The organism is Marivirga tractuosa (genome assembly GCF_042140215.1).
Lineage (GTDB): Bacteria > Bacteroidota > Bacteroidia > Cytophagales > Cyclobacteriaceae > Marivirga > Marivirga tractuosa_A.
Genome location: NZ_CP159478.1, coordinates 2923308 through 2950163, shown reverse-complemented (window position 1 = coordinate 2950163; position 26856 = coordinate 2923308). Strand labels below are relative to the sequence as shown.

The following is a 26856-nucleotide window of genomic DNA, read 5'->3' as shown; positions in this document are numbered from 1 at the left end:
TTATTGAAATTAGATTAGTCTAAATAATTATTTAGATATGATTTTTCTGGTAAATTCTATTAAAAGCATCTCTTGGCTTTTCCATTGAATTTCATCTGTAGGACTTTCTGTGTAAAAAGTTGTCGATGATAATTCTTGTACAAAATTTTCAATATCTGGATTATTGAATTCTGTACAGATTCCAGCCTGATATTGATCAAGATATGTTTTCCATTGAGCGTGAGGTGGGATAACCATAGGTATTCCCAAAGCCAGATAATCATATATCTTGGTAGGGAAGCGTCCAGAAATGTTAGGATTTAACTGATAGGGTAGTAATGCAATATCAGAATTATTGATTTCAGCAATAATTTCAGACTGTGGAATTGGCTTACCATCAGTTTTTAATTGAATATATTCAACATTACGTATTGCTTCTTTAACTAATTTAAGATACTGAATATTAGGTGAATAGCCGATAATTATTAAAGTGATTTTTGAATTGATATTATACAGCTTTTTACAGAATTGAATTGCTTCTAGTGTTCCATATTCCTTTCCTATCGTCCCACTGTATATGAATTTTAAAGAATCATATTTGGTCAATTTAATAGAATTAATTCCCTTTTTAATTTCTTCTAAAGATTTGTTTAAAAGTTTGATACAGGGTTTTTTATGTATGAATTTGAGCTGTTTTTCATATATATCTTCTGCAAGAATAAACCCATCTATAAGATGTTTTGAAAGACTTTCATTTATGCTAATATAGAATAAGGCTAGTGATTTTGATATTACACTGTATATTTGATTTTGCTTTATATTTAAATTATAATTTTCCTGTATATCATAGATAATTTTAGTGCCAAATAATATTTTGATTATATGCATAACCCACAGTAATTCAGGTGTATTAACTATAATGAGTTGAGGTTTTAATTCAAAGTATTTTTTTAATACAATAAAGGGAGCTTTTAATCTCTTAAATGAATTTCTTTTGAATTTAAAGAGCGGATGGAGAAAAATATTTTCACTCTCAACTTTCTTTTTTGATTCAAAGCCTATGATATTTACCTCATATTTATTTGTTTGCGCTAATGTTTGTCCAATCTTATAACAAGAACGAACATCATCTGCTGGTTTAAGAACCGATGCAATTAAGATTTTTATTTTATCATCCACAGATTAAAGATATAAACAGAAAATGGAATTTAAAGAATTTATTGAAAAGGCTTGGGACAATAGAGAATTGTTAAAAGATAAAGATACTCAGATTGCAGTAAAGACTGTAGTGGAAGAATTAGACCATGGAAAAATTAGAGTTGCTGAACCAGATGGTGAAGGAAATTGGAAAGTGAATGAGTGGATCAAGAAGGCAGTGATTTTATACTTCCCTCTTCAAAAAATGCAATCTATAAGTGTTGGCCCTTTTGAGTTCCATGATAAAATAAAGCTTAAAAAAGGTTATGAAAAACTGGGAGTTCGAGTAGTTCCACATGCTATCGCAAGGTATGGTTCTTTCGTAAATACTGGGGTTGTAATGATGCCATCTTACGTAAACATCGGAGCCTATGTAGATAGCGGAACAATGGTTGATACTTGGGCAACGGTAGGAAGTTGTGCACAAATTGGTAAGAATGTTCACCTAAGTGGGGGTGTAGGAATTGGTGGAGTTTTGGAACCAGTACAAGCCGCTCCTGTTATAGTTGAAGACAATGCTTTTATAGGTTCAAGATGTATAATTGTTGAAGGAGTTCGTATAGGAAAAGAAGCTGTTTTAGGAGCTAATGTTACTTTAACTGCAAGCTCAAAAATTATAGATGTTACGGGTGAAAAACCTGTTGAACATATTGGCTATGTACCTGAAAGATCTGTTGTGATTCCTGGATCTTTTACTAAGAAATTTCCTGCTGGCGAATACCAAGTTCCTTGTGCTTTAATAATTGGAAAACGTAAGGAAAGTACAGATAAAAAGACCTCTTTAAATGCAGCACTCAGAGAGAATAATGTTGCGGTTTAATCGTTAAGAAAATGTTTTGGCATTTTATTTGAGAAGAAGTCTATTTATGAAGAAGTTGATATTATTTTTCCTTTCCAGTTTATTGATTGGATCTGCCTTTTGCCAGAAAAATTATGAGGATTTATATTCTGAAATTCCCCGAGAGGATTTTCCTGTAATAGAAAATATTCCTTTTGAAGCAGGAGAGGAAATCGAATATAAAATCTATTACAGTTTTATAACAGTAGGGAAAGGTCAAATTAAGGTTCATAAGAATCCTTATAGAATAAATAATAGAGGAGCCTATAAAGTAGATGTAAGGGCGAAGACTACCGGAATGGTAGATTGGGTTGCTAAAATTGATGATCATTGGGGTGGTTACATAGATACAGCCTCTTTAGTACCTCATCAAGCTTATAGATTTATAAAAGAAGGTGGTTATAGGAAAAACGAATTCGTAAATTATGATCATAATTCCCAAATGCTTGAGGTAAAAAGCAAAGGTAAAAATGATGATAGCTATGGAGAACCTATGTATTATGAATTTCCACCTCAAATTAGAGATCTGATTAGTGGGTTTGCTTATTTCAGATCAGTTGATTTTGATACTTTAATGCCAAATGATACTATTAAAGTTCCTGCTTTTTTCGAAGATACTTTTTACAATCTTGAAATTGTTTATTTGGGAGATGAAACAATTGAACTTCCAATAGGTAAAGTAAGAGCGCATAAGGTAACTCCAGTGATGCCTAAAACAAAAATATTTGACGGTGAGAATTCGATATCAGCATGGTTTTCGGCTGATGGAAATAAGATCCCTTTAAAAATCAATGCGGATCTTACTGTTGGTTCAGGAGGGCTGGAAATCACTTCTTTTCGCAATATCAAATATCCTATAAATTTTGACATGAGTAATTAATCATGTTTCTTAAAATTTAGCTATTTCAGACCAATTCAATTAATTTCGAATTTTTAATTTTTTATTAACCAATAATGAAGTATTTATCTATTCTAATTGTATTTTCTATTTGTTTATTTTCTTGTGAAGAACAGGATGAATTAGAAAAAGCAAATCAATTTTATAATTCGGGAGAATATAAAAAGGCAATTCAGGCTTATAATGAGCATTTGGAGATGAAGCCATCTCATGAAATTGCAATTTATAATCGTGGAAGAGCTTATGAAGAAACGGGCCAATATGAAAAAGCTTTAAAAGATTTTCAGAAAGTTATTGAAATTAACCCTAGAAATATAGGTGCATATTTAAGCTATGGAAAGCAGTATTACAGAGAAAAAGACTACGAAAATGCAGCTTTTCAATTTGAAAAAGCCTATAAACTAAACACAAATTCATCAAAGTCTGCTACTCTTTTGGCGAGAGCTTTTCACAAATCAGGAAAGGTAGAAGAGGCGATGGAATATTATAATATAGCCATAAATACTGATAGGGAAAATGCTGAAGCATTTTTTTATAGAGGCGCATTGAAGTTACATTTAAGTCAATCAGGTGCTTGCAATGATATTCAAATGGCTAAAAATATAGGATATGAGGGAGCAGATGATTTTTATAATCAATATTGTAATTGATTATAAATCATAATTTTGAAAAAGGTTTTGGATATAAGTTCAGCACCTTTTTTTATGCTTAAGCAGTAACAAAAAAGAAAATTTTGCTTGCCATTAAAGAGTGGTAAGAAGTAGATTTACCTGTCAGCTTACCAGCTGATGCCGTCCGGTAGCTAGCGGATATGAATTCTGCGCTCTAACCAACTGAGCAACTCAGTGAATTTCTTTAATTAAATGATAAATTTAAATCTATTTAATTATATAGTTCTAGTTAAATAAATTCTAAAAAAGTAGTAACAAAAAAGGCAACCGAAGTTGCCTTTAAATGGTAGCGAGAAGCAGATTTGAACTGCCGACCTCAGGGTTATGAATCCTGCGCTCTAACCAACTGAGCTACCTCGCCATAAAACAATTTTTAGTGCTTTAAATCCGTTTGATTTAATAGCGTATCCGAAATTGGAGTGCAAACATAATGAATTATGATTTCATATTCCAAAAAAAATGAAAAAGAATTTATTGTGATATATCATTTTTAATCATAACTTATCAACCATTAAAAAGAAGCGATTATGGGTTTGAAAAAATTTACAGGGGATTTCGAAATTAACGCATCCAAAAAGATGCTTTATCCTTATATAAGTACTGCTAGCGGCTTGTCTCAATGGTTTGCTGATGATGTAAATATAAATGAGGATAAAGAATATAATTTCATCTATGATGAAGAAGATCATCCAGCAATTATGGCGGGGCATCGAGTTAATCAGTTTGTGAAATTTGAATTTCCTGAAGAAGGAGAGGAAGATGATCCAGCTTACATTGAAATTCATTTGGATGAAAATGAAATCACTCAATCTATGTACATAAAAGTGGTTGATTATTCAGATTTTGAAGATGAACAAGAACAGTATGAAGTATGGGAAGGGTTAATTAATAATTTAAAAGAAATAGTTGGAGGGTAATATTTCTAATTTTTAAGGAATCTTTATTATTTTTGTGCGTTTAGGTAAGAGATTTACCACTACTCCAATTTATTTATTGTTGATTATATAATGAAATATTTCTTCTTAATTCTATTTACTTTTTCTCTCTTCAAACTTGAATTTTCATTTGCCCAAAACCAGAAGGAGACGCTCAATTTCTACTATGAAAATGCACAGTCCGCAATGCAAAAAGGAGATTATGAGAGTGCTAATATCCAATTTCGTAAAATTCTAAAATTAGGTGTTAAGTTACCTTCTGAGATGCCTTATTTGTTTTCCAAAACTTTATATGAGATAGGACAGTACCAGAATAGCCAAAGTTTTTTAGATAAATATTTTGAAATAATGGGTAAAGCAGGTACCTATTATGAGAATGCTGAAGAACTAAAAAAACTATTAGAGCTTCAACTAAACAAAAGCCTTTCATGCCAATACTGTGATTTAAGTGGATATAGGTTAGAAACTTGTACTACCTGTAATGGTGAAAAGCAACTACTCAAGAAATGTGATTATTGCGAAGCTAAAGGTAAAGTTGGATGTACTGCTTGTAGTGGCGATGGAGTCTTAATTCAATTAGGTGCTATGGGGAATCGAAGTTATAAAACCTGTCATCAGTGTGATGGAAAAGGTATTAATGAATGCCCTGTATGTGAAGGAGAAAAAGAATTATATACTTACTGCCCAAATTGTTTGGGAGGAGGCCGTACAAGCACTCAAGTAATCTGTAATCATACTGAGCATAATTAATACTTAATATTTTAAGTGTCTTTATCCTTATTTTTATGCTGTTTATCTAAATTTTTTATTTTTTTAAAATTCATTATCCTTAAAATTTCTTTATTTATGAAATAATTACTTAATTGAATAAAAATTAAATAAGTGATAAAAAATATTAAATTAATTCATTATGTCATATTGCAAAGTTATTAATTATAAAGGGGTTAAAATGGTTTATACCGATATAGAAAACACAAATGGTGGAGAAGCCATCCCTACCTTTGATGCTGTTCAAAAATTGGTTGCAGAATTTCCTGATAAATCAGTTTTGTCTTGTGTTAATGCTACGAATGCTAGATTTAACAAAGAGCTTTTGTCCAAAATAAAAGAAACCGTAAAAAAGAATAACCCTAAATCAAAAGCAACTGTTGTTTGTGGACTAAGTAAATTATCAACTTTGATTTTAAATTCAATTATTGCCGCTACAGGTAGAAAAATGAAATTATTTGATTCAGTAGAAGCTGGACAAGAATGGTTGTATGAATATGAAATGAGTACTTCAAAGCAATCAGCTACTGCTTAAAATTAAAAGCTTTGCAAAATATATTAACTACCCGATTGGAAACAATCGGGTTTTTTTATGCTTTTTAAATAAAGCGGAAGAAAGTGTTTATTATCTTCGTTTTTATTAAATAATTTAGAATGCCAGTAATCAAAAATAATCAATATAAGCCTCCTTTTTATTTATTTAATCAGCATATGGAAACCATATTTCCAAGTGCCTTAAGAAAAGTAAAAGGGGTTCAATATTCTCGTGAAAGAATAGAAACCAGAGATGGTGATTTTTTGGATATTGATTGGGTAAAAAATAATAATTCCAGAATTATTATAGCTTCTCACGGATTGGAAGGAAGTTCAGATCGACCTTATATTTTGGGTATAGCTAAATTATTTAGTCAAAATAATTGGGATGTCCTGGCATGGAATTGTAGGAGCTGTAGCGGAGAAATGAATCGCAGAGAGTTTCTTTATCATCATGGATTTACTCAAGATGTAGAAGAAGTGGTAGCTAAAGCTCTAAAAGAAGGTTATAAAGAAATTGTGATGATTGGTTTTAGTATGGGCGGAAGTCTCACTTTAAAGTATGTCGGTGAAAATGGAAATAAGCTACCTACTGAAATTAAAGCAGCAATGGCAGTAAGTGTCCCATGCAATTTATCTAGTAGTTCCCGAATGTTAGCGCTCAAGAAAAATAAATTTTACCAAAATCGGTTTATGCGAAAACTGGATATCAAATTAAGAGAGAAAGAGGAACAATACCCGAATCTAATTGAGATTAAGCCCTGGCAAAGTTTTTCTAATTTCCATGAATTTGATACCCATTACAGTGCAAAAATATTTGGTTATAAGGATGCTCAAGATTTTTACGATAGTGTTCAATGTTATCCGCATTTGAAAAATATTAAAATACCTACTTACATTTTAAATGCGTTAAACGATCCAATGCTGACTGGAGATTGTTATCCTGAATCTGAAGCTGAGCGTAATCAAAATATTGAATTAGAATTAACAAATTATGGAGGACATGTAGGTTTTATTCAAAAAGGAAAAGCCTATACATATGCTGAGGAAAGAGCCTTCTCATTTTTTAATGAAATTTTAAATAGATCCTAATGAAGCAGAGAGTCATTCGAAATTTAGAGAATTTTTTAAATGACTTTCAGTATTTTAAAATTGAGGGATATGATGCATTTCATCAAGCCTTCAAGGAAGGATGGAAATTAGTTGTACTAAATAGTACACCTTATGAAGATGGATTAATGTTGGAAATTCAATTGGCAATCAAAATTGATAGGATTGAAGAAATTGTATTTGGTTTTCATAATCAGAATTCTGAAAAACTCAGTTTAACCTATTGGGAAACTTTATCCCAAATTTATTCAGGAATGCCAAAAAGGAATTTTATTCAAAATAAAATAGAGCTTTCAAAAATTTTACCCGAAATAGAAAATGCTCTTGTTAAGGAAGGATTTAGTTGGTTGGATGAGTTATCTAATTTGAATAGTTTGTCAAATCATTTGACTAACGTAATATTTAATAGGGTTCAAAAACCACCTAATTTATTTAAGCTCTGCCAAAGGAGTTATCTATTAAAGCTTTTATTGGGCGAGAAGGTTACGGAAGCTGTTTTTTATGATTATTACGAACAATTACAACTCCACAAGGTGCCTGAACATCAATTAGAAGAGTTCTTAGGATTTAAAAACTATCTTAAACCTTAATCTAATTAAACAATTCCTCACATTCTTTAGCTAAAAATCCACCATTTATTATGGGTGCATACCAAGATTCAGCGGCTACTTCCTTTGCCCTAATTTTAATTTGATTCCCATATTTTGAGGCAGTTGGAATATCGCATCCGTAAATGACCTCACCAATACCTGCCCAAATTATTGCTGACATGCACATTGGGCAAGGTTCTACTGTGGTGATTAGTGTTAATTCTTCCGCTCTATCATAATCCAACTGCTTGATTTTATTAAGAGCATTTATTTCTGCATGTGCTACAGCTCCATCTAAAATAGTAGTATTATATCCACTTACATGTTGACCTTCAGGATCAACCAATACTGCACCAAAAGGTGTTTTACTTTCTTTGGCTAAATCAATCGCCATTTTCATCCAAAATTCCGTATCCATAAGCTTTTATTTTATATCAAGTATTAGAATTTCAATATTGTGCTTAGATTTGCTTAACTTCAATTTTCAAAAACGATAACAATGAAAAATACACAGAAAACCATTAAACTACTATTTTTTATCTTACCTATTTTCCTTATTATATCATGTGATACTAATCAAAAGGAGGATCAAAATGTTTTAAGTGCAATAAACCAAGAAGTTCAAAAGAATAGTGAAGCTTATTCAACCTTAGAAAAAATGACTACCGAAATAGGCCATCGTTTAACTGGTTCTGAGAATGGGGCAGAAGCAGAAGAGTATACTTATGAGCTATTTAAATCTTATGGCTATGAAGATGTGGAATATCATGAATTTGAGGTAGAAGCTTGGGCTCGTGATTCAGTTCATCTAGAAATCAATAATGAAGAGGTTGAAGAAGTCGTTTCTTTAGGGCATTCCCCTGTTACAGCAGATGTAGAGCATGAGGTTATTGATGTGAATAATGGATTAAGAGCAGATTTCGATAGTTTGAAGAATGAAGTTAAAGGTAAAATCGCATTAGTATATATCGGGATTTTAGATGGAAGTCCAGAAGGATTAAAAAATATCCATCGTTCTGAAAAAACAGCTTTAGCTATTGAATATGGTGCTAAAGGTATCATTATCACAAATCAAGTTCCTGGTGGAGTATTATTAACGGGAACAGCATCAGTAACTGGAAGCTTGATTGATATTCCTGCTATTTGCATTAGTTATGAAAAAGGAATGGAGCTTAAAAATCAATTGAAAGAGGGTGAAAAAATTGTTTCTCATATTCAAATGAGTAATACCAGTGAAATGATTAAATCAAGAAATGTAATAGCTACACTTCCTGCTAAAGAAAAAACAGAAGAAAATATAATTATAGGGGGCCATTTAGATAGCTGGGATCTTTCAACTGGCGCTATTGATAATGGAATTGGAATAGCAGCTATACTTGATATCGCAAGAACATATAAAGCACTTGATTTACAACCAAAGAGAAATATTAAGTTTGTAATGTTCATGGGAGAGGAGCAAGGGCTACTTGGGTCTAAAGAAATGGTAAAGATGTTGGCTGATAAAGATGAACTTGGCAATGTAGCTTATATGATGAATATAGATATGAGCGGCAATCCAAAAGGATTTAATTCGACTGGTAGGGAAGAAATGATGCCAGTGTTTGACGCAATAGGTGATAAAATAAAAGCTGTGGATTCTAGCTATGAAAATTCTAATGCGAATAGAGCGGGACTTCATAGTGATCATCAATCATTTATGATGGAAGGTGTTCCCGTAGTAGGATTAGTTGGGAATCTTGAAAGGAAAGTTTACAGCTATTATCATTCTAATGGGGATGATTTTGATTTAGTAAATGAAGAACATTTGAAGAACACAGTACGTTTCGGGGGTATGTTTTTATGGGAATTGGCTAATCAGGAAGAAATTCCAGCAAAAAAATTAGATTTCGAGCAAACCAAACAATTTTTGATTGAACAAGGGCTTAGAGAAGAACTAGAATTAGGTAATGAGTGGAAATGGGGAGAGTGATAATTAAAAATTAGTAATTAATAATTAATAATATAGTAGAAAACAATTAACCAATAAAATAGCAAAAATATGGCAGAATTTGAATTTGATGGGGACAAAGCCAAAGAGTCCTTTCAAAAAATAGTAAAAAACATACGTTTGATCGTAGTGGTGGTAGTAGTTTTAACAGCTGTTATCAGTACTTTCTTTCAGGTTGGGGCAGAAGAGGTTGGGGTGGTAACTCGATTAGGAGCTTACAACAGAACCCTTGAGTCTGGATTAAATTTTAAGATTCCTTTTGTGGAATCAGTGACTAAAGTTCCTGTTGAGCGTCAGCAAAAACAAGAATTTGGTTTTAGAACAACCAGTGCTGGGGTGCAATCTACTTTTAGCAAGCGTGGTGCAGAAGGAGAGTCCTTAATGCTAACAGGTGACTTAAACTTGGCAGATGTAGAATGGGTGGTTCAATATAGAATTGATAACCCTTATAACTTCTTGTTTAAGGTACGAAACCCAGAAGAAACTTTAAGAGATATTTCTGAATCTGGCATGAGGCAAATTGTGGGGGATAGAACAGTAAATGAAGTTCTAACTGTTGGTAGAGCAGAGATTGCAGGAAAATTGAAGGTATTAATTCAAGAGATTTCCAACGACTACGAATTGGGTGTAAGGATTGAGCAAGTGGTATTGCAGGATGTAACTCCGCCTGAGCCAGTTAGAGGTGCTTTTAATGCTGTTAACGAAGCACAGCAGGAAAAAGAAACCTTGATTAACCAAGCTAAATCTGAGTATAATAAAGTGATTCCTAAAGCAAGAGGACAGGCCGAAGAGACTATTCAAAAAGCAGAAGGTTATGCAACCGAAAGGGTCAATAATTCTGAAGGGGAAGTAGCTAGATTTAATGAGCTTTATACTGAGTACATTAAAGCGCCAGGTGTTACTAAAACTAGGATTTATCTAGAAACTATGCAGGAAGTAGTGCCTAAATTAGGAGAAAAAATCATTACTGATGAAAAGGGAGGAAATGTATTGCCATTGTTAAATATGGCTACAAAATCAGGTAAAAAAATTAATCAGTAATTATTTTAAAATATTGAAATAGTAGATATGAAAAAATCATTAATAACCATATTAGTCATAGTAGTAGTTGCTTTAATAGTAATTGCTCAGAGTGCATATATAGTTCGTGAATCGGAACAAGTTATCATTACCCAATTTGGAAAGCCTGTGGGTGAGGCTGTAAAAGATGCTGGAATTCATTTTAAAGTCCCATTTGTGCAAACAGCCAATTTCTTTGATAAGCGATATTTAGAATGGGATGGTGATCCTAATCAAGTGCCAACAAAAGATAAAAAGTTTATTTTCGTAGATACTTATGCTCGTTGGCAAATTACAGATCCCCTTCAATTTTTTAAACGTTTGACCAATGAGCGTGGTGCCCAGTCTCGTTTAGATGATATTTTAGATGGAGAAACACGTGATTTTATTGCTAATAATTATTTGGAAGAAGCAGTAAGAACAAGTAATAGAACGCCAATCTCGAGTGGTGCAATAAGCGAAATCGTAGAGGATAGTTTAGTCCAGATCAATGTTGGTCGTGATAGTATTCAGGAATACATTCAAAAATCTGCTAATTTACAGACCCAGGATTTAGGAATTGAAATATTGGATTTTCGATTCAAAAGAATCAATTATGTAGAGGAAGTTAGAACTCAAGTTTATGAAAGAATGAAATCTGAGCGTTTTAGAATAGCCGATAAATTTCGTTCAGAAGGGCAGGGGGAAGCCTCACGTATTAATGGTGAGAAAGAAAGAGAATTGAAAAGCATACAATCTGAAGCTTTTAAAGTGGCTGAACAGATAAAAGGTAAAGCTGATGCAGAAGCTGCAGCAATTTACGCCAATGCTTATAATAAGAATAGTGCATCAAGGGAACTTTATTCTTTTCTAAAATCTATGGAAACTTTTCAAAATACTTTTAATGATCAGACAACAGTCATTTTATCTACTGATAGTGATCTGTATAAATATTTGAAATCGATGAATTAAATTTTATATCCAAAATTATTTGGAGCAAAATATTAATATTTAAAAGGCATATGTTTTATTGCAGATGCCTTTTTATTTCCTCTTAATTTTAATCAATTTCATTCTACAAAAAAAAGCATCCACTTTTGATGGATGCTTTAGTCATAAACCGTAAAATATTATTTATTTAATCAAGCTTATCTTTTTTTTCAGTAGAAAGCTCTAAATCAAAAGTTTTAACTTGTTGCTCAAGTCTCATAACATATTCAATTGATTGTTCAATCATGGTATGCTGAGATTGTATTTGTTCTTTTAAAAAAGAAATTTCATCATTTAAACTATTAATTTTTGATTCATATTCTTTTTTAAGTTTATCTTTTTCTTCTTTAGCTCTCCTTAATTGATCTTTATAAAAGTAATAAGATTCTGGAATTTTACTCATGAAATAGTAATCTACCGTTTATCAAAATTGTTTGAAGAAATGTAACATTTTTAGAGCAACATTTAAAACAGTTAATGAATGCTTTGAAAATTACCTGAGTCTATTCTCTTTTTTAATCCTTTTAACTCTTTTCCTAGCTTATCAGCATATTCTACTGCCATCTTAAGCATATCTTGTTGAGCCATTAATTGTTCCTTCAAATAAGAAACCTCTTTTTTTAGCTCCCCAACTTGGTTTTCATATTTTGATTTTAAAAGTCTAATTTCTTTGTTAGACTTTTCTAATTCTAACTTTAACTCTTCTACAGTACTTTTTGTCATAAATATTTATTAATTGTCAATAGCATCCTGTAATGATTCTTTATACTGAATGTCCATTTCATTAAATTTTAAATTTGGATGCTCTTCTTTAATTTTTTCTCTACCAATTTTCACACTTTGCTGAAAAACTTTATTATCAGGCAAAATTTTTCTGTGTGTTTTCAAACCTTTATGCCACATCTGTTCTTTCCACTCGGTGAAATACCACTCCATAGACGGTTGATGAAAAACTGTTAACTTTCTTTTGTCAAAAATTAGTTTTGTGATTTTCTTTGAATCCACCAACTTACCTATTTCATTAAAAATATTTTTGAATTCTTCAATAGGAATGTATGTACTAGTAGCCTCTACTACTGCTACTGGTTTACCTTCAACGAAAGAAATTTTTGCATGTGAACCTTCATGGTGTGATACCAAATTGTCTTTTAATGACTGTGTTTCGTTACTCATAATTTTAAAAATTGTATTTGTTAAAAAAAAATATTTATGCTTTAAAAAGTTAAGATTTTAACATACTATTGAGTCAATTGTTTAACTTATAATTAAATATTTCTAATTCTCTCCATTCCACCATCTACGCCTAGTATTTGTCCTGTAATCCAGCTATTTTCACTATCTAAAAGAAATGTAGCAGCATTTGAAATATCTTCAGCTTTACCATACCTTCCAATTGGATGTCTTTTATTAGAAGCTTCTTTTTTATCATCAGAAGATAATAAATTTTCTGCCAAAGGGGTATCCGTTAAACTGGGAGCTACCATATTGACTCTTATCTGCTTGGATGCTAATTCCGCTGCTAAACTTAAACCAAATCCTTGTAGTGCACCTTTAGCTGAAGCAATAGACGCATGAAAAGATAAGCCAGTGTTGGCTGCTACTGTACTAAACAATACTATACTAGCACCTTTTGCGTTTTTAAGCGCTTTCAATGATTGTTGAATTACCATAGCAGCACCTACAGTATTTAATCTAAAATCATTGATATAATCGTTTTCTTTTATGCTTTGAAAGGGTTTTAAATTTATACTTCCAGGGCAATACGCTAATCCGTGAAGTGTATCAGGCAACTCTTTCAATTCATCTTTCATATCTAATACATCTAATTTTATGTATTGAAAATCACCTGATAAATCGGGTTTATTTCTAGAGGCTAAAATCAAATTAGCTTCTTGTTTTTGTAATTTTTTAGCTAAACTCAGCCCAATTCCTGAACTTGCACCTACTATTAAAATATTTTTATTTTTAAATGACATAATCACTTGTTTAAATTTATTTATACTAACATTAAACAAGATCTAATGTTTATTATTTTTAATAAGGAATTGTGTTGTAAGTTTTTTTTGAGTTAAAATGATAATGACGGGATAGTTGTTATTTTAATTTCTTTTAACTAATTTATTAAACCAATGATAAAAAATCAATTATATGAACCTAAAAGCCTTAAAAATACACCTTAGCCCTTTTGATAGATTTATTGAATTTATTTCAAGTATAATGCTAATATTTTTAATAGGAATGCCTCTTTTTTACTACTATAAGCTTCCAAATGAAATTTCAATATTTACTGAAGGAAAATTAGTAGATGATTTCTTTAATGGGTTTGTATTACTTTGGTTATTTCCAATAATTGGGATGGTGATTTATCTAGGATTAAATACTATTAATAGAGTTCCATTTCTTTTTAACACTTCTATGGAACAAATTAACTTAAGTGGACATAGAGAAGTAATTATGAAAATTAAGAAGATAAGAATAATAAAACTTCTGGTAACTTCAGCTTTTGCTTTCGTGACTTATAGCATCACTCAATTAGCTATTTATTAGTTTTATGATGTAATTATTCTCTGTTTTGCTAAATAGATATCCTTTTTGTTTCATATTATATCGGCTTAAAACTCTCAAATGCTTCTCCGCAACTATTGCAATGGTGTAAAGACCTGCAAAGCGTAGGGCCAAATGGAGATTTTAGACTAGTATTGGTACTGTCGCAATTCGGACATTCTGCATGCTCAATGATGTCCAAATCCTCGATTACATTATTATGCACTGGGGGAGGAGCAAGCCCAAATTTCTTTAGCGCTCTTTTGCCTTCGTCTGATATCAAATCAGAACTCCAGGTGGTTTTTAAGTTTAGGTTTACTGTGTGGTTCTCAATTCCATTTTTATTGAGCACATCCACTACATCTTGCTTCATATAATCCATAGCAGGACAACCAATGAATGTAGGGGTCATATTGACAGTCACATGATTCTTTTCGATCTCTATACCTGTTATCACCCCTAAATCTACCAATGATATAACAGGGATTTCAGGATCTTTAACTTCCTTCAATAATTCTAATATTTTATCCTCAGTTAATGTCATTTCTAAAATGGTTATAATTCAAATGCTCCTTTATTCAATGAATCGTTGATTACCAATCTGCAGTTGGATCTACTCTAAATACTTCACTCATTTCCTCAACTAAAGGCTGAAGGTGCTCCGTATGTTTTCCATATCTTCCTCCATAAACTGGTTTAACAGTATCCCAATCTGGTAATTTAAGACTAGCTTCTTCTAAAACGATGGCAATATTTTCTTTCCATTGCTCTTCTATCGCTTTTTCGCCAGGGTACACTCCAGCATCAATAATTTCTTGCTCAAACTTAGAAGGTTCGAAAATACCCAAAGCGTAAGGAAGTGCTTCATTCAAACTATTTTGAAGTCTATCATGAGCCTCTTCATTTGCTGTTGCCAATTGCTTAATCCAAGTATTGGCATGCATTACATGATATTTGATTTCACCTTTCAGTTTTCTAGCTACTTGGGCAACTTCTTCAATAGGGCAATCCGCTAATGTACTAAATCTGATATAATCCGCATGGTCAAATAAGAAATGACGGATTAAACTGAAATCGTATTCTCCAATTGGCAATTCAACAAATTGACTATTGTGAAACTGATCAGCATTTCTTGTGAAAGCTACTGTGTCAGGCTCTTGTTCACCTAATTCATGCAATAATTTGTAAAAAGCTAAACTCTGACCTACTTTGTCTTGTGCCATGGAGGAGAATGCAATATCTTCTTCCAATAATGGGCCAACTCCTGTCCACTCAGAGTTTCTATGACCTAAAATCAATAAATCATCTGCTATTTTATATAATAAATCTTTTAATGCTTCTTCAGTCATGACTTATGCGTTTTGTTCTGCTTTAAATTTCTTGATTTTATCAGTAGCCTTATAATCCATGGCATCACGATACTTCTTCTCAGGCAACGTTTCCCAAATATCTGCAAAATCTTCCCCATCAATTTTCATGAAATCTTCAGATTTTGCTACCCAAATATTTAGGACTGATTTTTCTTCTTGGAATTTATCCTTAGCTTTAAAAAGAGCCTCTTCAAAACAAGTGGCATCTAAACTACCTACATGTGCATGTTGCTTCCCTCTTTTTTTCAAGTGGAAAATTTCGTATTCCTCGGAATCCCCTTTTTCAGCACCCTCCATTATTTCTTCATGAATGAAATCATAAATGTCTTCATCATTTTCAGTGATAGGTGAAACTTGAACATTATTAGTATTCACAACCCAAACACCAGTGCAACTCATACCCCTACGACTAAATTGCTCTTTAGCAAATAAAAATGCCATATCGATAGTTGGCGCATGCACTATACCTTCATGCTGAAAAGGTTTATTTTCCTTAGGCTGAACGAATACCTCAAAAGTTACAAATTGATCTTTGTTTTCTTTTGAAGGGAAAGTAGTTCCAAATTCAGCAGGAATATTTAATCTATTGATCCTTGGATCTAATGAGTTTAAAAAATCAGACATTTTTTTAATTAATAATTAGTAATTAAAGATTAATAATTAGGTACTGCTCTTCTTTCAATTAAGTAAGATTCCCGCCTTCGCGGGAATGACGAAGGTGGTAACTAATTCGCAATTAAGCCAAGGGTGCTACGTATTCTTCGCCTTTTGTTTTAGCAGTTAATGCTCTTCTAACCCAAGCGCCTCTTTCTTCTGCTGTTCTTCTAACTGCTAAACGCTCTTTATTACAAGGACCGTCACCATTAATTACTCTTTTGAATTCTTCCCAATCTGGTTCAGTAAATTCCCATTCTCCTGTTTCAGAATTCTTTTTCAAATTTTCATCAGGAATAGTTAATCCTAATTCCCAGATTTTTGGAACATACATATCCAAGAACTGCTGACGGCATTCGTCATTAGTCGCCATTTTAACTTTCCATTTGGTCAAAATTTGAGTATGCGTTGACATTTTATCAGAAGGGCCAAAGAAGTGCATCATTGGAGCCCACCATCTATCTACTGCTTCCTGCATCATTTCTCTTTGCTTTGGAGTTCCTGTAGCCAAGTGAATTACACAGTGGTGACCATATTTTAAGTGGAATGATTCTTCCGCACAAATTCTATCTAAGGCACGGCAATATGGGCCATAACTACCTCTTGCATTCGCTAATTGGTTTACTATAGCTCCAGCATCTACTAGCCAAGAAATAAAGCATGAATCTGCCCAAGTGAAAGTAGGGTAATTGAAGATATTGGAATATTTTGATTTTCCAGTGATCAAATCTTCGATCATTTGCTCACGGCTTTTGCCTAATGTTTCGGCAGCACCATAGAGTAATTGAGCATGACCTACTTCATCCTGAACTTTTGCCATTAAAGCTAATTTTCTTTTGAAACCAGGAGCTCTTGTTATCCAAGTTCCTTCTGGCAAAGCCCCAATAATTTCCGAATGACCATGTTGCTCAATCATTCTGATTAATTGCTTTCTGTATAGCTTTGGCATCCAATCATTAGGCTCTATTTTTTCACCTCTTGCAATGCGAGCTTCAAATTCTGCTAATTTTTGTGGGTCTTCATCTTTTAATAATTCATTGTTAACTGATGAAGATTCAAATACTTGTCCGCCTCCGTACATAATTTTTTAATTTTTTATAATTTCTAAATTTATAAAACACAAAAGATTGTCATTTGGTACTGATTATCAGTCCCTATAGTTATCGAGATTACAATTACTCATGTTATTGCCCAATAGGATCTATTTAAGATCTAATTTTTAGTCCGTTGATAAAAACATCTGTTACATTTTCAGCTATTTCTTCAGGTGTTAATTTACCTTCAGGCTTATACCATGAAGGCATCCAGTTAATAGAAGAAAGCAATGCTAATACAGTAAATTTTGCATCCATTTTCTTAAAAACACCTTCTTTATGCCCATCAATCAATATTTGAATAAATTTGTTTTCGTAATTGTTGCGCATGGCTAAAAAATCCTTCAAATAAGACTCACTTAAGTGCCTCCACTCTGAAAAAAACACTGCACTTGCAGCACTATCTTTTGTAAGTACTTCAACATGAGAAACTACTGCCTTTTTTAACTTTTCATCTGCACTTAATTTTTCCAGCTCAATTTTCTCTAATGACTGAAAAAAATCATTTGCCATCTGAAAACAAATGGTTTGTAAAATTTCTTCCTTTGACTTTATATGGGAATATAAACTTGCTGCTTCAATTCCAATATATCCAGCTAAATCACGCATACTAGTTGCTGCATAGCCTTGCTTTTGAAAAAGTTCAGTTGCTTTTTCTATTATTTGTTGTTTTCTATTTACTTTAGTCTTAGTAATCATTTTCCAAATATAATAAACAAACGTTCGTTAGGGAAATATAGTTCAAATAATTTTCGATAGACATTATTGATTATACTTTAAGACATCCCCTAAATCCTCTAGCTCCATAGTATGAATCAGCTCCATTGTGGTAAATGAAAACGGTTTCATAACGGTAATCTCCAAATAGGGCACCTCCTAATTTTCGGATAGTATCCGGAGTTTTAATCCAGCTTGAGGTTTTCATATCAAAACTTTCTAGTGATTGTAAAAACCGATATTGGGTTTCTGTCAACAGTTCGATTCCTATTTCTTTAGCCATGTCTTCCACATTATTTTCTGGCGGGTATTTTTTTCGACCAAGTTGTGCGGCTCTGTCATAGCAGATACTTCTTCTGCCTTTAGGGCTTTCTTTGGAACAATCATAAAAGAAGTACTCAGCAGTTTCTTTATCTTTCCCTACTACATCAGGTTCGCCTCCGGAAACTTCCATCTTATTTAGTGTCCATAATTTTTCAGGAATAGATTCTATTCGGGTTTTCACTTCAAGCCAACTGATAGTTGGGTGTCTATGCATGTTTTTTTCAAATCGTGCTCTCAGCTTTTCCAGTAAATCAGATTGTTCTTCTTTACTTAATGTATTTTGAGTCCCCATTTTTTAATGTCTAGATTTCTGAAATTAATATACAAATTTATTTTCTTAAATTGATATGCATGGTTCAGACCATAAATTTGAATTCGTTTTTTCAATCCTTTTGAACATTTCCTGTGTCTTTTTACAGTAATTTTATACTATATGAAAAGGAGATTCATTTTTATCCTTATTTTATCTGTTTTTCTATCAATTAATATTTTTGGACAATCAGATTCAACGCAACTAAATAAAAAGCGCTTAAGCATTTCTGTTGGTTTAATGGCCACAACTTATACCGCTGGAATATTATACTTATCAGAAGTTTGGTACAAAGATCATGATCGAGTACCCATGCATTTCTATAATGATAATGCTGGCTGGATGCAAATGGATAAAGTAGCGCATGCTTATATAGCATATCATCAAAGCAGGGCTGGCTATGAAATGTTAAAATGGAGTGGGGTAAAAGAAAATACTGCTATTTTTCTTGGGGGAAGTTTGGGCTTTATTTTTCAGCTTCCAATTGAGATTTTTGATGGACTTTATGAAGGATATGGCTTTTCTTGGGGAGATGTTTATGCTAATACAGCAGGAACTTTATTATTTATGTTTCAGCAGAAATTTGCAGATGAACAAATTATAAAATTTAAATTTTCATATTTTCCAAGCCCCTATTCTAAGATTAATCCGCGGATTTTAGGTGAAAATGCTCTCGAAAGTCTTTTTACTGATTATAATGCTCAAACTTATTGGCTAAGTTTCAATCTTAACAGAATTATGCCAAATCAAAGATTTCCAAATTGGTTGAATTTGGCTGTAGGATATAGTGGGGGAGGAATGCTTTCAGAATTTGAGAATCCCATAAGGATAGGAGGAGAGAGAGTAGCTGAGATTAATAGATATCGTCAGTTTTTCTTATCTCCAGATATTGATTTTGGAAAGATTAAAACTAGAAGTACTTTTCTAAATGGCTTGTTTGAAGCTTTGAATTTAACGAAATTTCCCGCACCGGCAGTAGAGTATAATACTGAATATGGTTGGGTGTTTCACTTTATTCACTTGTAGTAGTTTTCTCTAAATTTTTACTGATAGTAAAGTAAAAAGTGCTTCCTTTTTCTGGTATTGAGTCCACCCAAATGTTACCACCATGGATTTCTACTATTTTTTTACAATTGGCTAACCCTAATCCCGTCCCTGGAAATTTATTCTTATGCAACCGGTGAAAGATTGTAAATATCTTTTTTTGGTGTTTTGAATCTATTCCAATTCCGTTGTCTGCAACTAAGAATTCCCAATGATCATCCGTTTCTTTTGATTTAATTTTAACCTCTACTTTTTCTTCATCTCTTTTAAATTTAATAGCATTTGCAATTAAGTTTTGAAGTAGTTGTTTAAATTCAATTTCATATCCTGTTATTTGAGGTAAGCCATTATAATGTATTCGTGCATCATTTTCTTTAATTAATTGACTTAGGTCTTTTTCTAATTCTTTCACCAATTCTTTCACAGAAAAAACAGATTTTTCTTTTCCTTTACCCAATTGAGCATATTCAAGAAGTGAATCTAATAATAATGCCATGCGCTCAGAAGAAGTTTGAATATGACCTAAAAATTCCTGACCCTTTTCAGGTATTGCTTCTTTATATTTACTAACAGTTAAACTTGCAAATGCTTGCATAGAGCGTAAAGGTTCTTTTAAATCATGTGCTATTGTATGAGCAAATTGATTCAACTCTTCATTTTTCTCTTTTAAAACTTTTTGGGTGTCTAACATTTTTAAATTATCCTGATTAACAATTTCATTTAATTGTCTCTGCTGAATAATGATTTTTTCTAACTTTTTAAATATTATTTCAAAACATGCTACAATAATGATACTCAAAAAGATAAGATTAACTACTATGCCAAACCAAGTGGTTGTGCTTTGGTTTTCAGTTAAAGAAAGTGTAAACCATTGAAGTTCAATGTTTAATCCTAAAAGACCTAAAAGCACTGAGTTTATAAATATTAATACATAAGCAAATTTAGCTGAATGAATAAGACAGGTCACTATTGTAACAGAAAATAGATACATTAATCCTGGCCCCTCCAGTTTCAAATTAAAAAGCAGTACCCAAGCAATAATGAACAATAGGGAAACGAAAATCATTTTTCTGATTGCGATTTGGAGTGGCTTGATAAATGCTAAGAATATTAAAACTAAAAAGGTTATAATATTTAAAATAAGAAGATAAATAAAGCCTGTTAAATAGGAGGCTATTATACCAGGTAAGATAGCTAATGGTGAAAAGGCTAAAGTATATAATATTAGATAGAAAAATAATTGATTACGATAATATGATAAATTCTGAATAGCCTCATTTTGTCCTAAAATAGTTTTGGCCAATCTAATTTTATACTCCCCCCAGTACTTCATCAGAAAAATTTAAAAAGATGATAAAAAATATTGTATGAATATAGTTTAAAAAATTTTCTTTAAGAAGTTACTTTAATCATAAAAGTGTAAATGTAATATATGATATTTAAATTGTTATAATAGATGTCATTAAATGGTCATTTTCTAAAATAAATTCTTCAAAATCAATTCTAATTTACGCTAAATGTAGTTTTTGTAAGAAAAAAATATAATAGCAAAATCCTATTTTATCTAAATAAATCTTTATTATTACATAAGTTTTTATTACATTTTCACTTATTAAATCTAAGTTTATATTTATAAACTATCAAGTTTATGATCATAAATCAAAACCTATTATTGATTTTTGCATTTTTATTAATTCCTTTTTTTCTTACTGGACAGGGCTGTAGTGATGCTGGTTTTTGTACTATGGGTGCAATGAAACCAAGTCAGGATTTTAATAAAAATATTCCAATAAAGCTTCGTTCAATTTCAGTAGGTTTTTATGAAGGCCAAAGTAATACTTCTGCAGTCATACGGGCAGGTATTTTAGATTTCGGTTTGTCTATTAATGGTCAATATGACTTGCAAGTAAAAATCCCCTTCATGTTCATAAATGGTAATTTTGGTAGCAATTCAGGTATTGGAGACATTTCTTTAAGCTTAACTAAAAACCTATTTACTAATCCAGAATTTGATATTATGGGAACTTTAGGTGCCAAGATTCCTACTAACAGATCTGATGCGCAGGTTCCAGGACGCGATGCAGTTTTTCCAATGTACTATCAGACTTCCTTGGGTACTTATGATATTGTAGCAGGAGCTTCTTTTATAAATGATACATGGTTGATTTCTGTAGGATACCAACAGCCTTTAATTCATCAAAATGAAAATACCTTTGATGCTTCCGTTAATTCATGGAGCTGGTATGAAGGTGGAATGGACTATGTGAGAGAACATGATGTTGGGCGTAATTTAAAAAGAGGGACAGATGTTATGATGCGTTTTGAGCGAAATTTCAGAATGTCCAGACTAAGTTTTAATGTTGGGCTATTGCCTATTTATAGAATTACTAAAGATCGAGCCTTGAATGAAAATAATGAATATGAAAAACTAGACGGTACTACGGGATTAGCGCTATCAGCTTTATTTGGCTTAAATTATAAATTTAATGTTTTCTCAAGCCTTAATTTAATCTATGGTCAAAGAATAACAGATAGAGATTTTAACCCAGACGGGCTTACTAGAAAACATGTGATTAATCTAAACTACACTTATAATTTTTAATTATGTTCAGATTTTTCATTTTTTCAGGCCTGATTTTTTTACCATTTTTTGGGTTGGGGCAACTATTATCAGAAGAATATCATACTTCTATATTTCAAAGTAGGAATATGAATATTGATGTTGTTATTGGAAATGCATTAACTGATACTTCCTCAAATGAGAATAAACTATTGCTTGCTGAATTATACTTTTTAAAAGGTAGAAATGATAAAGCAAGTGAATATTTAGATTTATTAGCCAATGATGAAAATATACAAACCCATCCTAAGCCCGAGCTCTATGCTAGATGGTTGAAAAATCGTGGTCTTATTCTATGGAATCAAGGGAAAACCGATCAGGCTTTAGAATTTTTACAGCAATCATTAGCGAATTACCAAGAGATTGATGGATTAAATCAAAGTAATATTGCTGACCTATTAAATAATATTGGATTAGTTTATGTAAGGAATGAACCTGCAATAGCAGTAAGCTATTATGAAAAAGCATTGGATATTTATTCAGAATCAGAAGCTGAGAATTTAGATAAAATTATTCAGATTTCTATTAACACAAGCTTAGCAGAAATTAATCAAGGAAATCAAATTAATGCATTAAGAATTTTAAATGAAGCCTTAAGCAAATGGAAGAGAAGTCATGAAGCTGGATTACCAACTGAAGCTTTTATTAAAGCCAATATTGGTAATGTTTATTTAGCAACTGATCAGTTGGTATTAGCAAATGATTATTTGAATGAGGCTAGAATTATTTATCTTCAAAACTACGGGCAAAGAAATTCAGAGTTAGCTAATGTTTTTGCCCAATTATCTGAACTGGAATTAAAATCTGGTTCTTACGTAAAATCTTTAGAATTCATACAAAAGGCTTTAAAAGCAAACAGTTTTGAATTTGATGCTACAGATTTTACTAAAAATCCTACTGCAGATGACGCAAATAAGCTCAATATTCAGCTTACACTTTTGATGCGTAAAGCCATAATCCTTGAGTCGTTCTATTTTGGATATTCACTTAAGAAATCACATTTGGAGTTAGCCTTAGCCACTATAGATGAAGCAGACAGCATATTAGAAAATATTAGGGCAGGAACAACCAATAAAAAAGATTTATTGGAATTGAGTGATTTAGCTTCTGAGCTTTATGAGGATGGTCAAAGAATAGCACTACAACTACAAAAGGTAACCTTATTAGGAACTGGATTTTTGGAAAAAGCCTTTCAATATGCTGAAATATCAAAATCTTCCTTATTAAAGACTGCTGTAGTGGAGTCTGAAGCCCAAAGTTTTGCGGGAATTCCAGCTGAAGTATTAGAACAAGAGAAAGCACTATCCAGTGAGTTAGCATATCTGAATACTCAAATTTCCTTAGAATCTGAAATATCAAAATTAAACTTGCTTCGCGATCAATATTTTCAGTTAAAACAAAAACATCAGCAATTTATTGAAAAATTAGAACGGGAATATCCGGAGTATTTTAACTTGAAACACAAGGATTCATTTGTAAGCTTAAGAGATATTCAAGATAAATTAAAAAATGATGAGGCAATTATTGAGTATTCAATGGCACCCAAGAGTAATCAAATCATTCTTTATTTGATTACAAAGGATGGTTTATCCTATCATAGGATTTATGAACTGGATGATGTTTTAAGGTTTTTAAGAGCCTACAGAAATACATTAATATATAATCTACAAGGTAGCTTTCAATCTATTGCTCATAACTTATACGATTATTTATTTCCTATTAAGTTAAATAAGGATATCAATAAATTAGTGCTTATTCCTGATGGTGAATTAGCAACTATTCCATTTGAGGCATTAGTAAAAACCCAAAACGATAATTCAGCTTTTTATAACTTGGATTATTTGGTCAAATCATTTGACATCCATTATTCTTATTCAGCTTCTTTATATCAATCGAATGATAATGCTCGATATGGTAATGAAGCCTTATTGATTTCTCCTATAGAGTTTGGGCAAGGAATTGCAATGTTGCCAGCTTCAGAACAAGAAAGCGAGCATTTCAAATCATGGTGTGATCAGCGTGCTATGTCAATTGAATCTTTAGTGAAATCCGATGCCACCAAAGCGCGGTTTAAAAATTCTGCTCTAGATGAATATCGATTTATTCATTTGGCAACTCATGGAACTGTTGATTTACAATCTCCAGATTTATCAGGTGTATATTTTAAGCAAGATGATAAGGAGCCAAATAATAATATTTTATATGTTGGAGAGATTTATGGATTAAGCATAAATGCAGAATTAGTAGTTTTATCAGCTTGTGAAACAGGATTGGGTAAAATTAATAGGGGGGAAGGTGTAATGGGTTTAGGTCAAGCTTTTGCTTATTCAGGGGCAGATAATTTAATACTTTCTTTATGGAAGGTTGCGGATGAATCTACTTCTCTTTTAATGCAATCATTTTATCAAGAAGAATTGGGAAATGAGACTCATTCATTTTCAAGTGGACTAAGAGAGGCAAAACTATCCATGATTAACTCTGATTATAGTGCTCCTTATTATTGGGCTCCTTTCATTTTGTGGGGAAAGTAGAGCATAAAAAAAGCCTTTTGCATTGCTACAAAAGGCTTTTAATTTATCTTTTTGGCTATATTAGTCAGCTTCAACTACAAGTGAAATTTCTTTTTTCACTTCTTTATGTAGGTCGATATTTGCTTTATACTCTCCTAATTGCTTAATATCTCCTGAGATAGCAATTTTCTTCCTATCGATATCAAAACCTTTCACTCTTAAAGCATCAGCAATTTGAACAGTAGTTACTGCACCAAATATTTTACCGCTTTCTCCAGCTTTAGTTTTAATGTTCAAAGTTAAATCACCAATCTTGTTAGCTAATTCTTCAGCATCATTTTTCAATTTTGCTGCTTTATGAGCTGCCTGACGAATATTTTCGGCAATTTTTTTTGCGTTTGAATTGTTAGCAATTATAGCAAATCCTTGAGGGATTAGATAATTTCTACCATATCCGGGCTTAACATTTACTGTATCATTTTTATAGCCCAATCCATTTATATCTTGTGTTAAGATTACTTCCATTTTTATAAATATTTTTGGGTTAATTATTTTAATGAATCAGTAACATAAGGTAATAAAGCAATGTGTCTTGCTCTTTTTACTGCTTGCGCCACTTTTTTCTGATATTTTGCACTTGTTCCTGTAATTCTGCTTGGCAATAATTTACCTTGCTCATTTACAAACTTCAATAAGAAGTTAGGATCTTTGTAATCAATATATTTGATGCCGTATCTTTTGAATCGACAATATTTCTTTTGATTATCCTGCTTTTTCTGGTTAATTGGCTCGTTATGAAGTGTCATTTCGCTACCTCCTCTTTTTGTTCTTTAGGTTTATTAAATGCGCCTTTTCTGCGTCTTTCTCCGTATTCTATAGCATGCTTATCTAAAGCTACTGTTAAGAATCTCATGATTTTCTCGTCTCTTCTATACTCCAACTCCAGTGCAGCAACAATTTCAGGGGTTGCTTTGAATTCAATTAGGTTATAGAAACCAGTGCTTTTATGCTGAATTGGGTAAGCTAATTTTTTTAAGCCCCACTGTTCAACATTAATGATTTCAGCCTTTTTGTCTTCTAAGACTTTTCTGAACTTGTCGACAGCATCCTTCATCTGAGCATCAGATAAAACGGGAGTAAGTATGAATACCGTCTCGTAATTTTTCAATTGCATTGTATAATTATTTAAATTTGAAGCGCAAAAATAGTGATAATCTTTATATTGAGCAAATCCAGACGTAAAGTTTATTTATTATTTATAATTTCCTTGCAACCTTTCTTGATTATCGGCTGTCTTAATCATTGATGCGAATTACTATGAAATATATTTTATCTCTTTTAGTGTTGATTTTAATATCATTTTCTTGTTCCGATATGGAATTGACAAGTCAAGATTTGTGCATACCTGTTGTATGTGGTAAATTAGAGAATAATGATGTGAATTTAGCTTTATATAATGACAGTGGAGTAGATTTTGATGCTTTATATTATGATATAGGTGGTCAGAATGATTCAGTAGGCTTTTTCCCCTTAAAGCAATATACCTGTTGGATTAATTTGGACACGCTAAAAACAGACTATTTTCTCGCTCGAGGAATTTCCGATGATATAGTTTTTCAATCCGACACTTTATGGATGCAACAAAAAGCTAAAATTCTTACTTCTGGAGTTTACGTTCTAGAGATTTATAAAGAAGAATCGAACAATGAATTGTATCTTCAATTTGTGGAAGATTATTCTGGTGAATGCAAAAACCTATAAATATTGAATTAGTATTAACTTTTTTAAATTAGATCAGTTTTTCTAATATGACTAGAAAAGTTTTACTGTTTTTTATTCTACTGCTTTTTCTTTTAGTTTTACTAGCACCAAAGCAAGATGCCTATTTTCAAAGAGTAGCTAATGACTATGGAGATATTCATCAAAGTTCGAAATTAAGTTCAGATGATTTAAAAGAACTTGGTTCATTTGAATATCATAACCGCTTGCTATATAGTCATTTTGAATATCAATTCGGTAATATATCGGTTTCTTATTATGGGTTTTTAACTTTTATAATTTTTGAAAAATCTGTATATAAAGAACAGAAAAGTCCTCAAATCACAGTTTAAGTGCCAAATTAATATCAATTCGC

General features: G+C 31.9%; 33 protein-coding genes and 1 tRNA gene. 17 read left to right on the top strand and 17 right to left on the bottom strand.

The window, feature by feature from the left end; all coding sequences use genetic code 11:
• Positions 1–27: 27 nt before the first annotated feature.
• Positions 28–1158, bottom strand: coding sequence for a glycosyltransferase (locus tag ABWH96_RS13335; protein ID WP_375578025.1), 1131 nt, complete (start codon positions 1156–1158; stop codon positions 28–30).
• Between the two features lie 22 nt (positions 1159–1180).
• Between ABWH96_RS13335 and ABWH96_RS13330 the strand changes: the two genes are divergently transcribed.
• The 3 genes from ABWH96_RS13330 (at position 1181) to ABWH96_RS13320 (ending at position 3562) form a co-directional block, all read left to right on the top strand.
• Positions 1181–1996, top strand: a complete 816-nt coding sequence (locus ABWH96_RS13330) for a 2,3,4,5-tetrahydropyridine-2,6-dicarboxylate N-succinyltransferase (protein ID WP_375578024.1) — start codon at positions 1181–1183, stop codon at positions 1994–1996.
• A 46-nt stretch (positions 1997–2042) separates the two neighbouring features.
• Positions 2043–2894 carry a DUF3108 domain-containing protein gene (locus tag ABWH96_RS13325; protein ID WP_375578023.1) on the top strand — a complete coding sequence of 284 codons (852 nt, stop codon included), beginning with the start codon at positions 2043–2045 and terminating at the stop codon, positions 2892–2894.
• Between the two features lie 74 nt (positions 2895–2968).
• Positions 2969–3562 (top strand): tetratricopeptide repeat protein, encoded by a 594-nt coding sequence (locus ABWH96_RS13320; RefSeq protein WP_375578022.1) that lies wholly within the window; start codon positions 2969–2971, stop codon positions 3560–3562.
• Positions 3563–3867: 305 nt separating this feature from the next.
• Here the strand turns inward: ABWH96_RS13320 and ABWH96_RS13315 are convergent.
• Positions 3868–3944: transfer RNA gene (locus ABWH96_RS13315), tRNA-Met, on the bottom strand.
• A gap of 166 nt (positions 3945–4110) precedes the next feature.
• Here ABWH96_RS13315 and ABWH96_RS13310 point away from each other — a divergent pair.
• The 5 genes from ABWH96_RS13310 to ABWH96_RS13290 all read left to right on the top strand — a co-directional run bounded on the left by ABWH96_RS13310 (position 4111) and on the right by ABWH96_RS13290 (position 7520).
• Positions 4111–4500, top strand: a complete 390-nt coding sequence (locus ABWH96_RS13310; protein ID WP_375578021.1) for an START-like domain-containing protein — start codon at positions 4111–4113, stop codon at positions 4498–4500.
• Between the two features lie 90 nt (positions 4501–4590).
• Complete coding sequence (locus ABWH96_RS13305; RefSeq protein WP_375578020.1) at positions 4591–5268, top strand: molecular chaperone DnaJ; 678 nt, start codon at positions 4591–4593, stop codon at positions 5266–5268.
• Positions 5269–5428: 160 nt separating this feature from the next.
• Entirely contained in the window at positions 5429–5821 is a 393-nt protein-coding gene (locus ABWH96_RS13300; RefSeq protein WP_375578019.1) for a hypothetical protein, read from the top strand.
• 119 nt (positions 5822–5940) lie between these two features.
• The gene (locus tag ABWH96_RS13295; RefSeq protein WP_375578018.1) at positions 5941–6912 is read left to right on the top strand and encodes a YheT family hydrolase; all 972 of its coding nucleotides are present in this window, start codon (positions 5941–5943) and stop codon (positions 6910–6912) included.
• Complete coding sequence (locus ABWH96_RS13290) at positions 6912–7520, top strand: hypothetical protein (protein WP_375578017.1); 609 nt, start codon at positions 6912–6914, stop codon at positions 7518–7520. Before ABWH96_RS13295 ends, ABWH96_RS13290 begins: the two co-directional genes overlap by 1 nt.
• 1 nt (position 7521) lies before the next feature.
• On the opposite strand, the gene ABWH96_RS13285 is transcribed toward ABWH96_RS13290, so the two are convergent.
• On the bottom strand, positions 7522–7938 hold the full coding sequence (locus ABWH96_RS13285; RefSeq protein WP_375578016.1) for a nucleoside deaminase: 417 nt from the start codon (positions 7936–7938) through the stop codon (positions 7522–7524).
• Positions 7939–8019: 81 nt separating this feature from the next.
• On the opposite strand from ABWH96_RS13285, the gene ABWH96_RS13280 reads away from it, so the two are divergent.
• The 3 genes from ABWH96_RS13280 (at position 8020) to hflC (ending at position 11517) form a co-directional block, all read left to right on the top strand.
• Complete coding sequence (locus tag ABWH96_RS13280; RefSeq protein WP_375578015.1) at positions 8020–9489, top strand: M20/M25/M40 family metallo-hydrolase; 1470 nt, start codon at positions 8020–8022, stop codon at positions 9487–9489.
• Positions 9490–9558: 69 nt separating this feature from the next.
• Positions 9559–10548 carry an FtsH protease activity modulator HflK gene (hflK, locus tag ABWH96_RS13275; RefSeq protein ID WP_375578014.1) on the top strand — a complete coding sequence of 330 codons (990 nt, stop codon included), beginning with the start codon at positions 9559–9561 and terminating at the stop codon, positions 10546–10548.
• Positions 10549–10575: 27 nt separating this feature from the next.
• Positions 10576–11517, top strand: a complete 942-nt coding sequence (gene hflC / locus ABWH96_RS13270) for a protease modulator HflC (protein ID WP_375578013.1) — start codon at positions 10576–10578, stop codon at positions 11515–11517.
• 166 nt (positions 11518–11683) lie between these two features.
• Here the strand turns inward: hflC and ABWH96_RS13265 are convergent, their stop codons facing one another.
• From ABWH96_RS13265 to ABWH96_RS13250, 4 genes are all read right to left on the bottom strand, one after another.
• Positions 11684–11938, bottom strand: a complete 255-nt coding sequence (locus tag ABWH96_RS13265) for a hypothetical protein (protein ID WP_375578012.1) — start codon at positions 11936–11938, stop codon at positions 11684–11686.
• Positions 11939–12009: 71 nt separating this feature from the next.
• The gene (locus ABWH96_RS13260) at positions 12010–12258 is read right to left on the bottom strand and encodes a hypothetical protein (protein ID WP_375578011.1); all 249 of its coding nucleotides are present in this window, start codon (positions 12256–12258) and stop codon (positions 12010–12012) included.
• Positions 12259–12267: 9 nt separating this feature from the next.
• A complete protein-coding gene (locus ABWH96_RS13255) occupies positions 12268–12708 on the bottom strand; it encodes a hypothetical protein (RefSeq protein WP_375578010.1) in 441 nt (146 codons plus the stop codon).
• A gap of 92 nt (positions 12709–12800) precedes the next feature.
• Positions 12801–13511 (bottom strand): SDR family NAD(P)-dependent oxidoreductase, encoded by a 711-nt coding sequence (locus tag ABWH96_RS13250; RefSeq protein WP_375578009.1) that lies wholly within the window; start codon positions 13509–13511, stop codon positions 12801–12803.
• A gap of 172 nt (positions 13512–13683) precedes the next feature.
• On the opposite strand from ABWH96_RS13250, the gene ABWH96_RS13245 reads away from it, so the two are divergent.
• The gene (locus ABWH96_RS13245) at positions 13684–14082 is read left to right on the top strand and encodes a hypothetical protein (protein WP_375578008.1); all 399 of its coding nucleotides are present in this window, start codon (positions 13684–13686) and stop codon (positions 14080–14082) included.
• Positions 14083–14137: 55 nt separating this feature from the next.
• On the opposite strand, the gene paaD is transcribed toward ABWH96_RS13245, so the two are convergent.
• From paaD to ABWH96_RS13215, 6 genes are all read right to left on the bottom strand, one after another.
• A complete protein-coding gene (gene paaD, locus ABWH96_RS13240) occupies positions 14138–14623 on the bottom strand; it encodes a 1,2-phenylacetyl-CoA epoxidase subunit PaaD (protein ID WP_375578007.1) in 486 nt (161 codons plus the stop codon).
• Positions 14624–14672: 49 nt separating this feature from the next.
• Positions 14673–15428: a 1,2-phenylacetyl-CoA epoxidase subunit PaaC gene (gene paaC, locus ABWH96_RS13235; protein ID WP_375578006.1), complete on the bottom strand. Its 756-nt coding sequence runs from the start codon at positions 15426–15428 to the stop codon at positions 14673–14675.
• Positions 15429–15431: 3 nt separating this feature from the next.
• Positions 15432–16073, bottom strand: a complete 642-nt coding sequence (locus ABWH96_RS13230) for a phenylacetic acid degradation b (RefSeq protein WP_375578005.1) — start codon at positions 16071–16073, stop codon at positions 15432–15434.
• A gap of 112 nt (positions 16074–16185) precedes the next feature.
• Entirely contained in the window at positions 16186–17184 is a 999-nt protein-coding gene (gene paaA, locus ABWH96_RS13225; protein ID WP_375578004.1) for a 1,2-phenylacetyl-CoA epoxidase subunit PaaA, read from the bottom strand.
• Between the two features lie 124 nt (positions 17185–17308).
• Complete coding sequence (locus ABWH96_RS13220) at positions 17309–17896, bottom strand: TetR/AcrR family transcriptional regulator (protein ID WP_375578003.1); 588 nt, start codon at positions 17894–17896, stop codon at positions 17309–17311.
• A 70-nt stretch (positions 17897–17966) separates the two neighbouring features.
• Positions 17967–18530: a DUF4256 domain-containing protein gene (locus ABWH96_RS13215; RefSeq protein ID WP_375578002.1), complete on the bottom strand. Its 564-nt coding sequence runs from the start codon at positions 18528–18530 to the stop codon at positions 17967–17969.
• 141 nt (positions 18531–18671) lie between these two features.
• Between ABWH96_RS13215 and ABWH96_RS13210 the strand changes: the two genes are divergently transcribed.
• Positions 18672–19574 (top strand): DUF2279 domain-containing protein, encoded by a 903-nt coding sequence (locus tag ABWH96_RS13210; RefSeq protein WP_375578001.1) that lies wholly within the window; start codon positions 18672–18674, stop codon positions 19572–19574.
• On the opposite strand, the gene ABWH96_RS13205 is transcribed toward ABWH96_RS13210, so the two are convergent.
• Positions 19561–20925, bottom strand: a complete 1365-nt coding sequence (locus ABWH96_RS13205) for an ATP-binding protein (protein WP_375578000.1) — start codon at positions 20923–20925, stop codon at positions 19561–19563. The two genes, ABWH96_RS13210 and ABWH96_RS13205, sit on opposite strands and share 14 nt — an antisense overlap.
• A gap of 315 nt (positions 20926–21240) precedes the next feature.
• On the opposite strand from ABWH96_RS13205, the gene ABWH96_RS13200 reads away from it, so the two are divergent.
• The gene (locus tag ABWH96_RS13200; protein ID WP_375577999.1) at positions 21241–22194 is read left to right on the top strand and encodes a hypothetical protein; all 954 of its coding nucleotides are present in this window, start codon (positions 21241–21243) and stop codon (positions 22192–22194) included.
• A gap of 107 nt (positions 22195–22301) precedes the next feature.
• On the top strand, positions 22302–24743 hold the full coding sequence (locus ABWH96_RS13195; protein ID WP_375577998.1) for a CHAT domain-containing protein: 2442 nt from the start codon (positions 22302–22304) through the stop codon (positions 24741–24743).
• A gap of 60 nt (positions 24744–24803) precedes the next feature.
• Here the strand turns inward: ABWH96_RS13195 and rplI are convergent, their stop codons facing one another.
• The 3 genes from rplI to rpsF are packed head-to-tail and all read right to left on the bottom strand — an operon-like array spanning position 24804 to position 25896.
• Positions 24804–25247, bottom strand: coding sequence for a 50S ribosomal protein L9 (gene rplI, locus ABWH96_RS13190; RefSeq protein WP_375577997.1), 444 nt, complete (start codon positions 25245–25247; stop codon positions 24804–24806).
• Positions 25248–25270: 23 nt separating this feature from the next.
• Entirely contained in the window at positions 25271–25528 is a 258-nt protein-coding gene (gene rpsR / locus ABWH96_RS13185) for a 30S ribosomal protein S18 (RefSeq protein WP_013452439.1), read from the bottom strand.
• On the bottom strand, positions 25525–25896 hold the full coding sequence (gene rpsF / locus ABWH96_RS13180; protein WP_085515787.1) for a 30S ribosomal protein S6: 372 nt from the start codon (positions 25894–25896) through the stop codon (positions 25525–25527). The genes rpsR and rpsF overlap by 4 nt, the downstream gene beginning before the upstream one ends.
• A 143-nt stretch (positions 25897–26039) precedes the next feature.
• Between rpsF and ABWH96_RS13175 the strand changes: the two genes are divergently transcribed.
• The gene (locus ABWH96_RS13175; protein WP_375577996.1) at positions 26040–26483 is read left to right on the top strand and encodes a hypothetical protein; all 444 of its coding nucleotides are present in this window, start codon (positions 26040–26042) and stop codon (positions 26481–26483) included.
• Positions 26484–26530: 47 nt separating this feature from the next.
• A complete protein-coding gene (locus tag ABWH96_RS13170; RefSeq protein WP_375577995.1) occupies positions 26531–26833 on the top strand; it encodes a hypothetical protein in 303 nt (100 codons plus the stop codon).
• Positions 26834–26856 lie beyond the last annotated feature (23 nt).

What these genes read in the sequence shown, in the direction of transcription:
- ABWH96_RS13330 (WP_375578024.1), top strand. Translation starts at nt 1,181, where the DNA reads ATGGAATTTAAAGAATTTATTGAAAAGGCTTGGGACAATAGAGAATTG.
- ABWH96_RS13325 (WP_375578023.1), top strand. Translation starts at nt 2,043, where the DNA reads ATGAAGAAGTTGATATTATTTTTCCTTTCCAGTTTATTGATTGGATCT.
- ABWH96_RS13320 (WP_375578022.1), top strand. Translation starts at nt 2,969, where the DNA reads ATGAAGTATTTATCTATTCTAATTGTATTTTCTATTTGTTTATTTTCT.
- ABWH96_RS13310 (WP_375578021.1), top strand. Translation starts at nt 4,111, where the DNA reads ATGGGTTTGAAAAAATTTACAGGGGATTTCGAAATTAACGCATCCAAA.
- ABWH96_RS13305 (WP_375578020.1), top strand. Translation starts at nt 4,591, where the DNA reads ATGAAATATTTCTTCTTAATTCTATTTACTTTTTCTCTCTTCAAACTT.
- ABWH96_RS13300 (WP_375578019.1), top strand. Translation starts at nt 5,429, where the DNA reads ATGTCATATTGCAAAGTTATTAATTATAAAGGGGTTAAAATGGTTTAT.
- ABWH96_RS13295 (WP_375578018.1), top strand. Translation starts at nt 5,941, where the DNA reads ATGCCAGTAATCAAAAATAATCAATATAAGCCTCCTTTTTATTTATTT.
- ABWH96_RS13290 (WP_375578017.1), top strand. Translation starts at nt 6,912, where the DNA reads ATGAAGCAGAGAGTCATTCGAAATTTAGAGAATTTTTTAAATGACTTT.
- ABWH96_RS13285 (WP_375578016.1), bottom strand. Translation starts at nt 7,938, where the DNA reads ATGGATACGGAATTTTGGATGAAAATGGCGATTGATTTAGCCAAAGAA.
- ABWH96_RS13280 (WP_375578015.1), top strand. Translation starts at nt 8,020, where the DNA reads ATGAAAAATACACAGAAAACCATTAAACTACTATTTTTTATCTTACCT.
- hflK (WP_375578014.1), top strand. Translation starts at nt 9,559, where the DNA reads ATGGCAGAATTTGAATTTGATGGGGACAAAGCCAAAGAGTCCTTTCAA.
- hflC (WP_375578013.1), top strand. Translation starts at nt 10,576, where the DNA reads ATGAAAAAATCATTAATAACCATATTAGTCATAGTAGTAGTTGCTTTA.
- ABWH96_RS13265 (WP_375578012.1), bottom strand. Translation starts at nt 11,938, where the DNA reads ATGAGTAAAATTCCAGAATCTTATTACTTTTATAAAGATCAATTAAGG.
- ABWH96_RS13260 (WP_375578011.1), bottom strand. Translation starts at nt 12,258, where the DNA reads ATGACAAAAAGTACTGTAGAAGAGTTAAAGTTAGAATTAGAAAAGTCT.
- ABWH96_RS13255 (WP_375578010.1), bottom strand. Translation starts at nt 12,708, where the DNA reads ATGAGTAACGAAACACAGTCATTAAAAGACAATTTGGTATCACACCAT.
- ABWH96_RS13250 (WP_375578009.1), bottom strand. Translation starts at nt 13,511, where the DNA reads ATGTCATTTAAAAATAAAAATATTTTAATAGTAGGTGCAAGTTCAGGA.
- ABWH96_RS13245 (WP_375578008.1), top strand. Translation starts at nt 13,684, where the DNA reads ATGAACCTAAAAGCCTTAAAAATACACCTTAGCCCTTTTGATAGATTT.
- paaD (WP_375578007.1), bottom strand. Translation starts at nt 14,623, where the DNA reads ATGACATTAACTGAGGATAAAATATTAGAATTATTGAAGGAAGTTAAA.
- paaC (WP_375578006.1), bottom strand. Translation starts at nt 15,428, where the DNA reads ATGACTGAAGAAGCATTAAAAGATTTATTATATAAAATAGCAGATGAT.
- ABWH96_RS13230 (WP_375578005.1), bottom strand. Translation starts at nt 16,073, where the DNA reads ATGTCTGATTTTTTAAACTCATTAGATCCAAGGATCAATAGATTAAAT.
- paaA (WP_375578004.1), bottom strand. Translation starts at nt 17,184, where the DNA reads ATGTACGGAGGCGGACAAGTATTTGAATCTTCATCAGTTAACAATGAA.
- ABWH96_RS13220 (WP_375578003.1), bottom strand. Translation starts at nt 17,896, where the DNA reads ATGATTACTAAGACTAAAGTAAATAGAAAACAACAAATAATAGAAAAA.
- ABWH96_RS13215 (WP_375578002.1), bottom strand. Translation starts at nt 18,530, where the DNA reads ATGGGGACTCAAAATACATTAAGTAAAGAAGAACAATCTGATTTACTG.
- ABWH96_RS13210 (WP_375578001.1), top strand. Translation starts at nt 18,672, where the DNA reads ATGAAAAGGAGATTCATTTTTATCCTTATTTTATCTGTTTTTCTATCA.
- ABWH96_RS13205 (WP_375578000.1), bottom strand. Translation starts at nt 20,925, where the DNA reads ATGAAGTACTGGGGGGAGTATAAAATTAGATTGGCCAAAACTATTTTA.
- ABWH96_RS13200 (WP_375577999.1), top strand. Translation starts at nt 21,241, where the DNA reads ATGATCATAAATCAAAACCTATTATTGATTTTTGCATTTTTATTAATT.
- ABWH96_RS13195 (WP_375577998.1), top strand. Translation starts at nt 22,302, where the DNA reads ATGAATATTGATGTTGTTATTGGAAATGCATTAACTGATACTTCCTCA.
- rplI (WP_375577997.1), bottom strand. Translation starts at nt 25,247, where the DNA reads ATGGAAGTAATCTTAACACAAGATATAAATGGATTGGGCTATAAAAAT.
- rpsR (WP_013452439.1), bottom strand. Translation starts at nt 25,528, where the DNA reads ATGACACTTCATAACGAGCCAATTAACCAGAAAAAGCAGGATAATCAA.
- rpsF (WP_085515787.1), bottom strand. Translation starts at nt 25,896, where the DNA reads ATGCAATTGAAAAATTACGAGACGGTATTCATACTTACTCCCGTTTTA.
- ABWH96_RS13175 (WP_375577996.1), top strand. Translation starts at nt 26,040, where the DNA reads ATGAAATATATTTTATCTCTTTTAGTGTTGATTTTAATATCATTTTCT.
- ABWH96_RS13170 (WP_375577995.1), top strand. Translation starts at nt 26,531, where the DNA reads ATGACTAGAAAAGTTTTACTGTTTTTTATTCTACTGCTTTTTCTTTTA.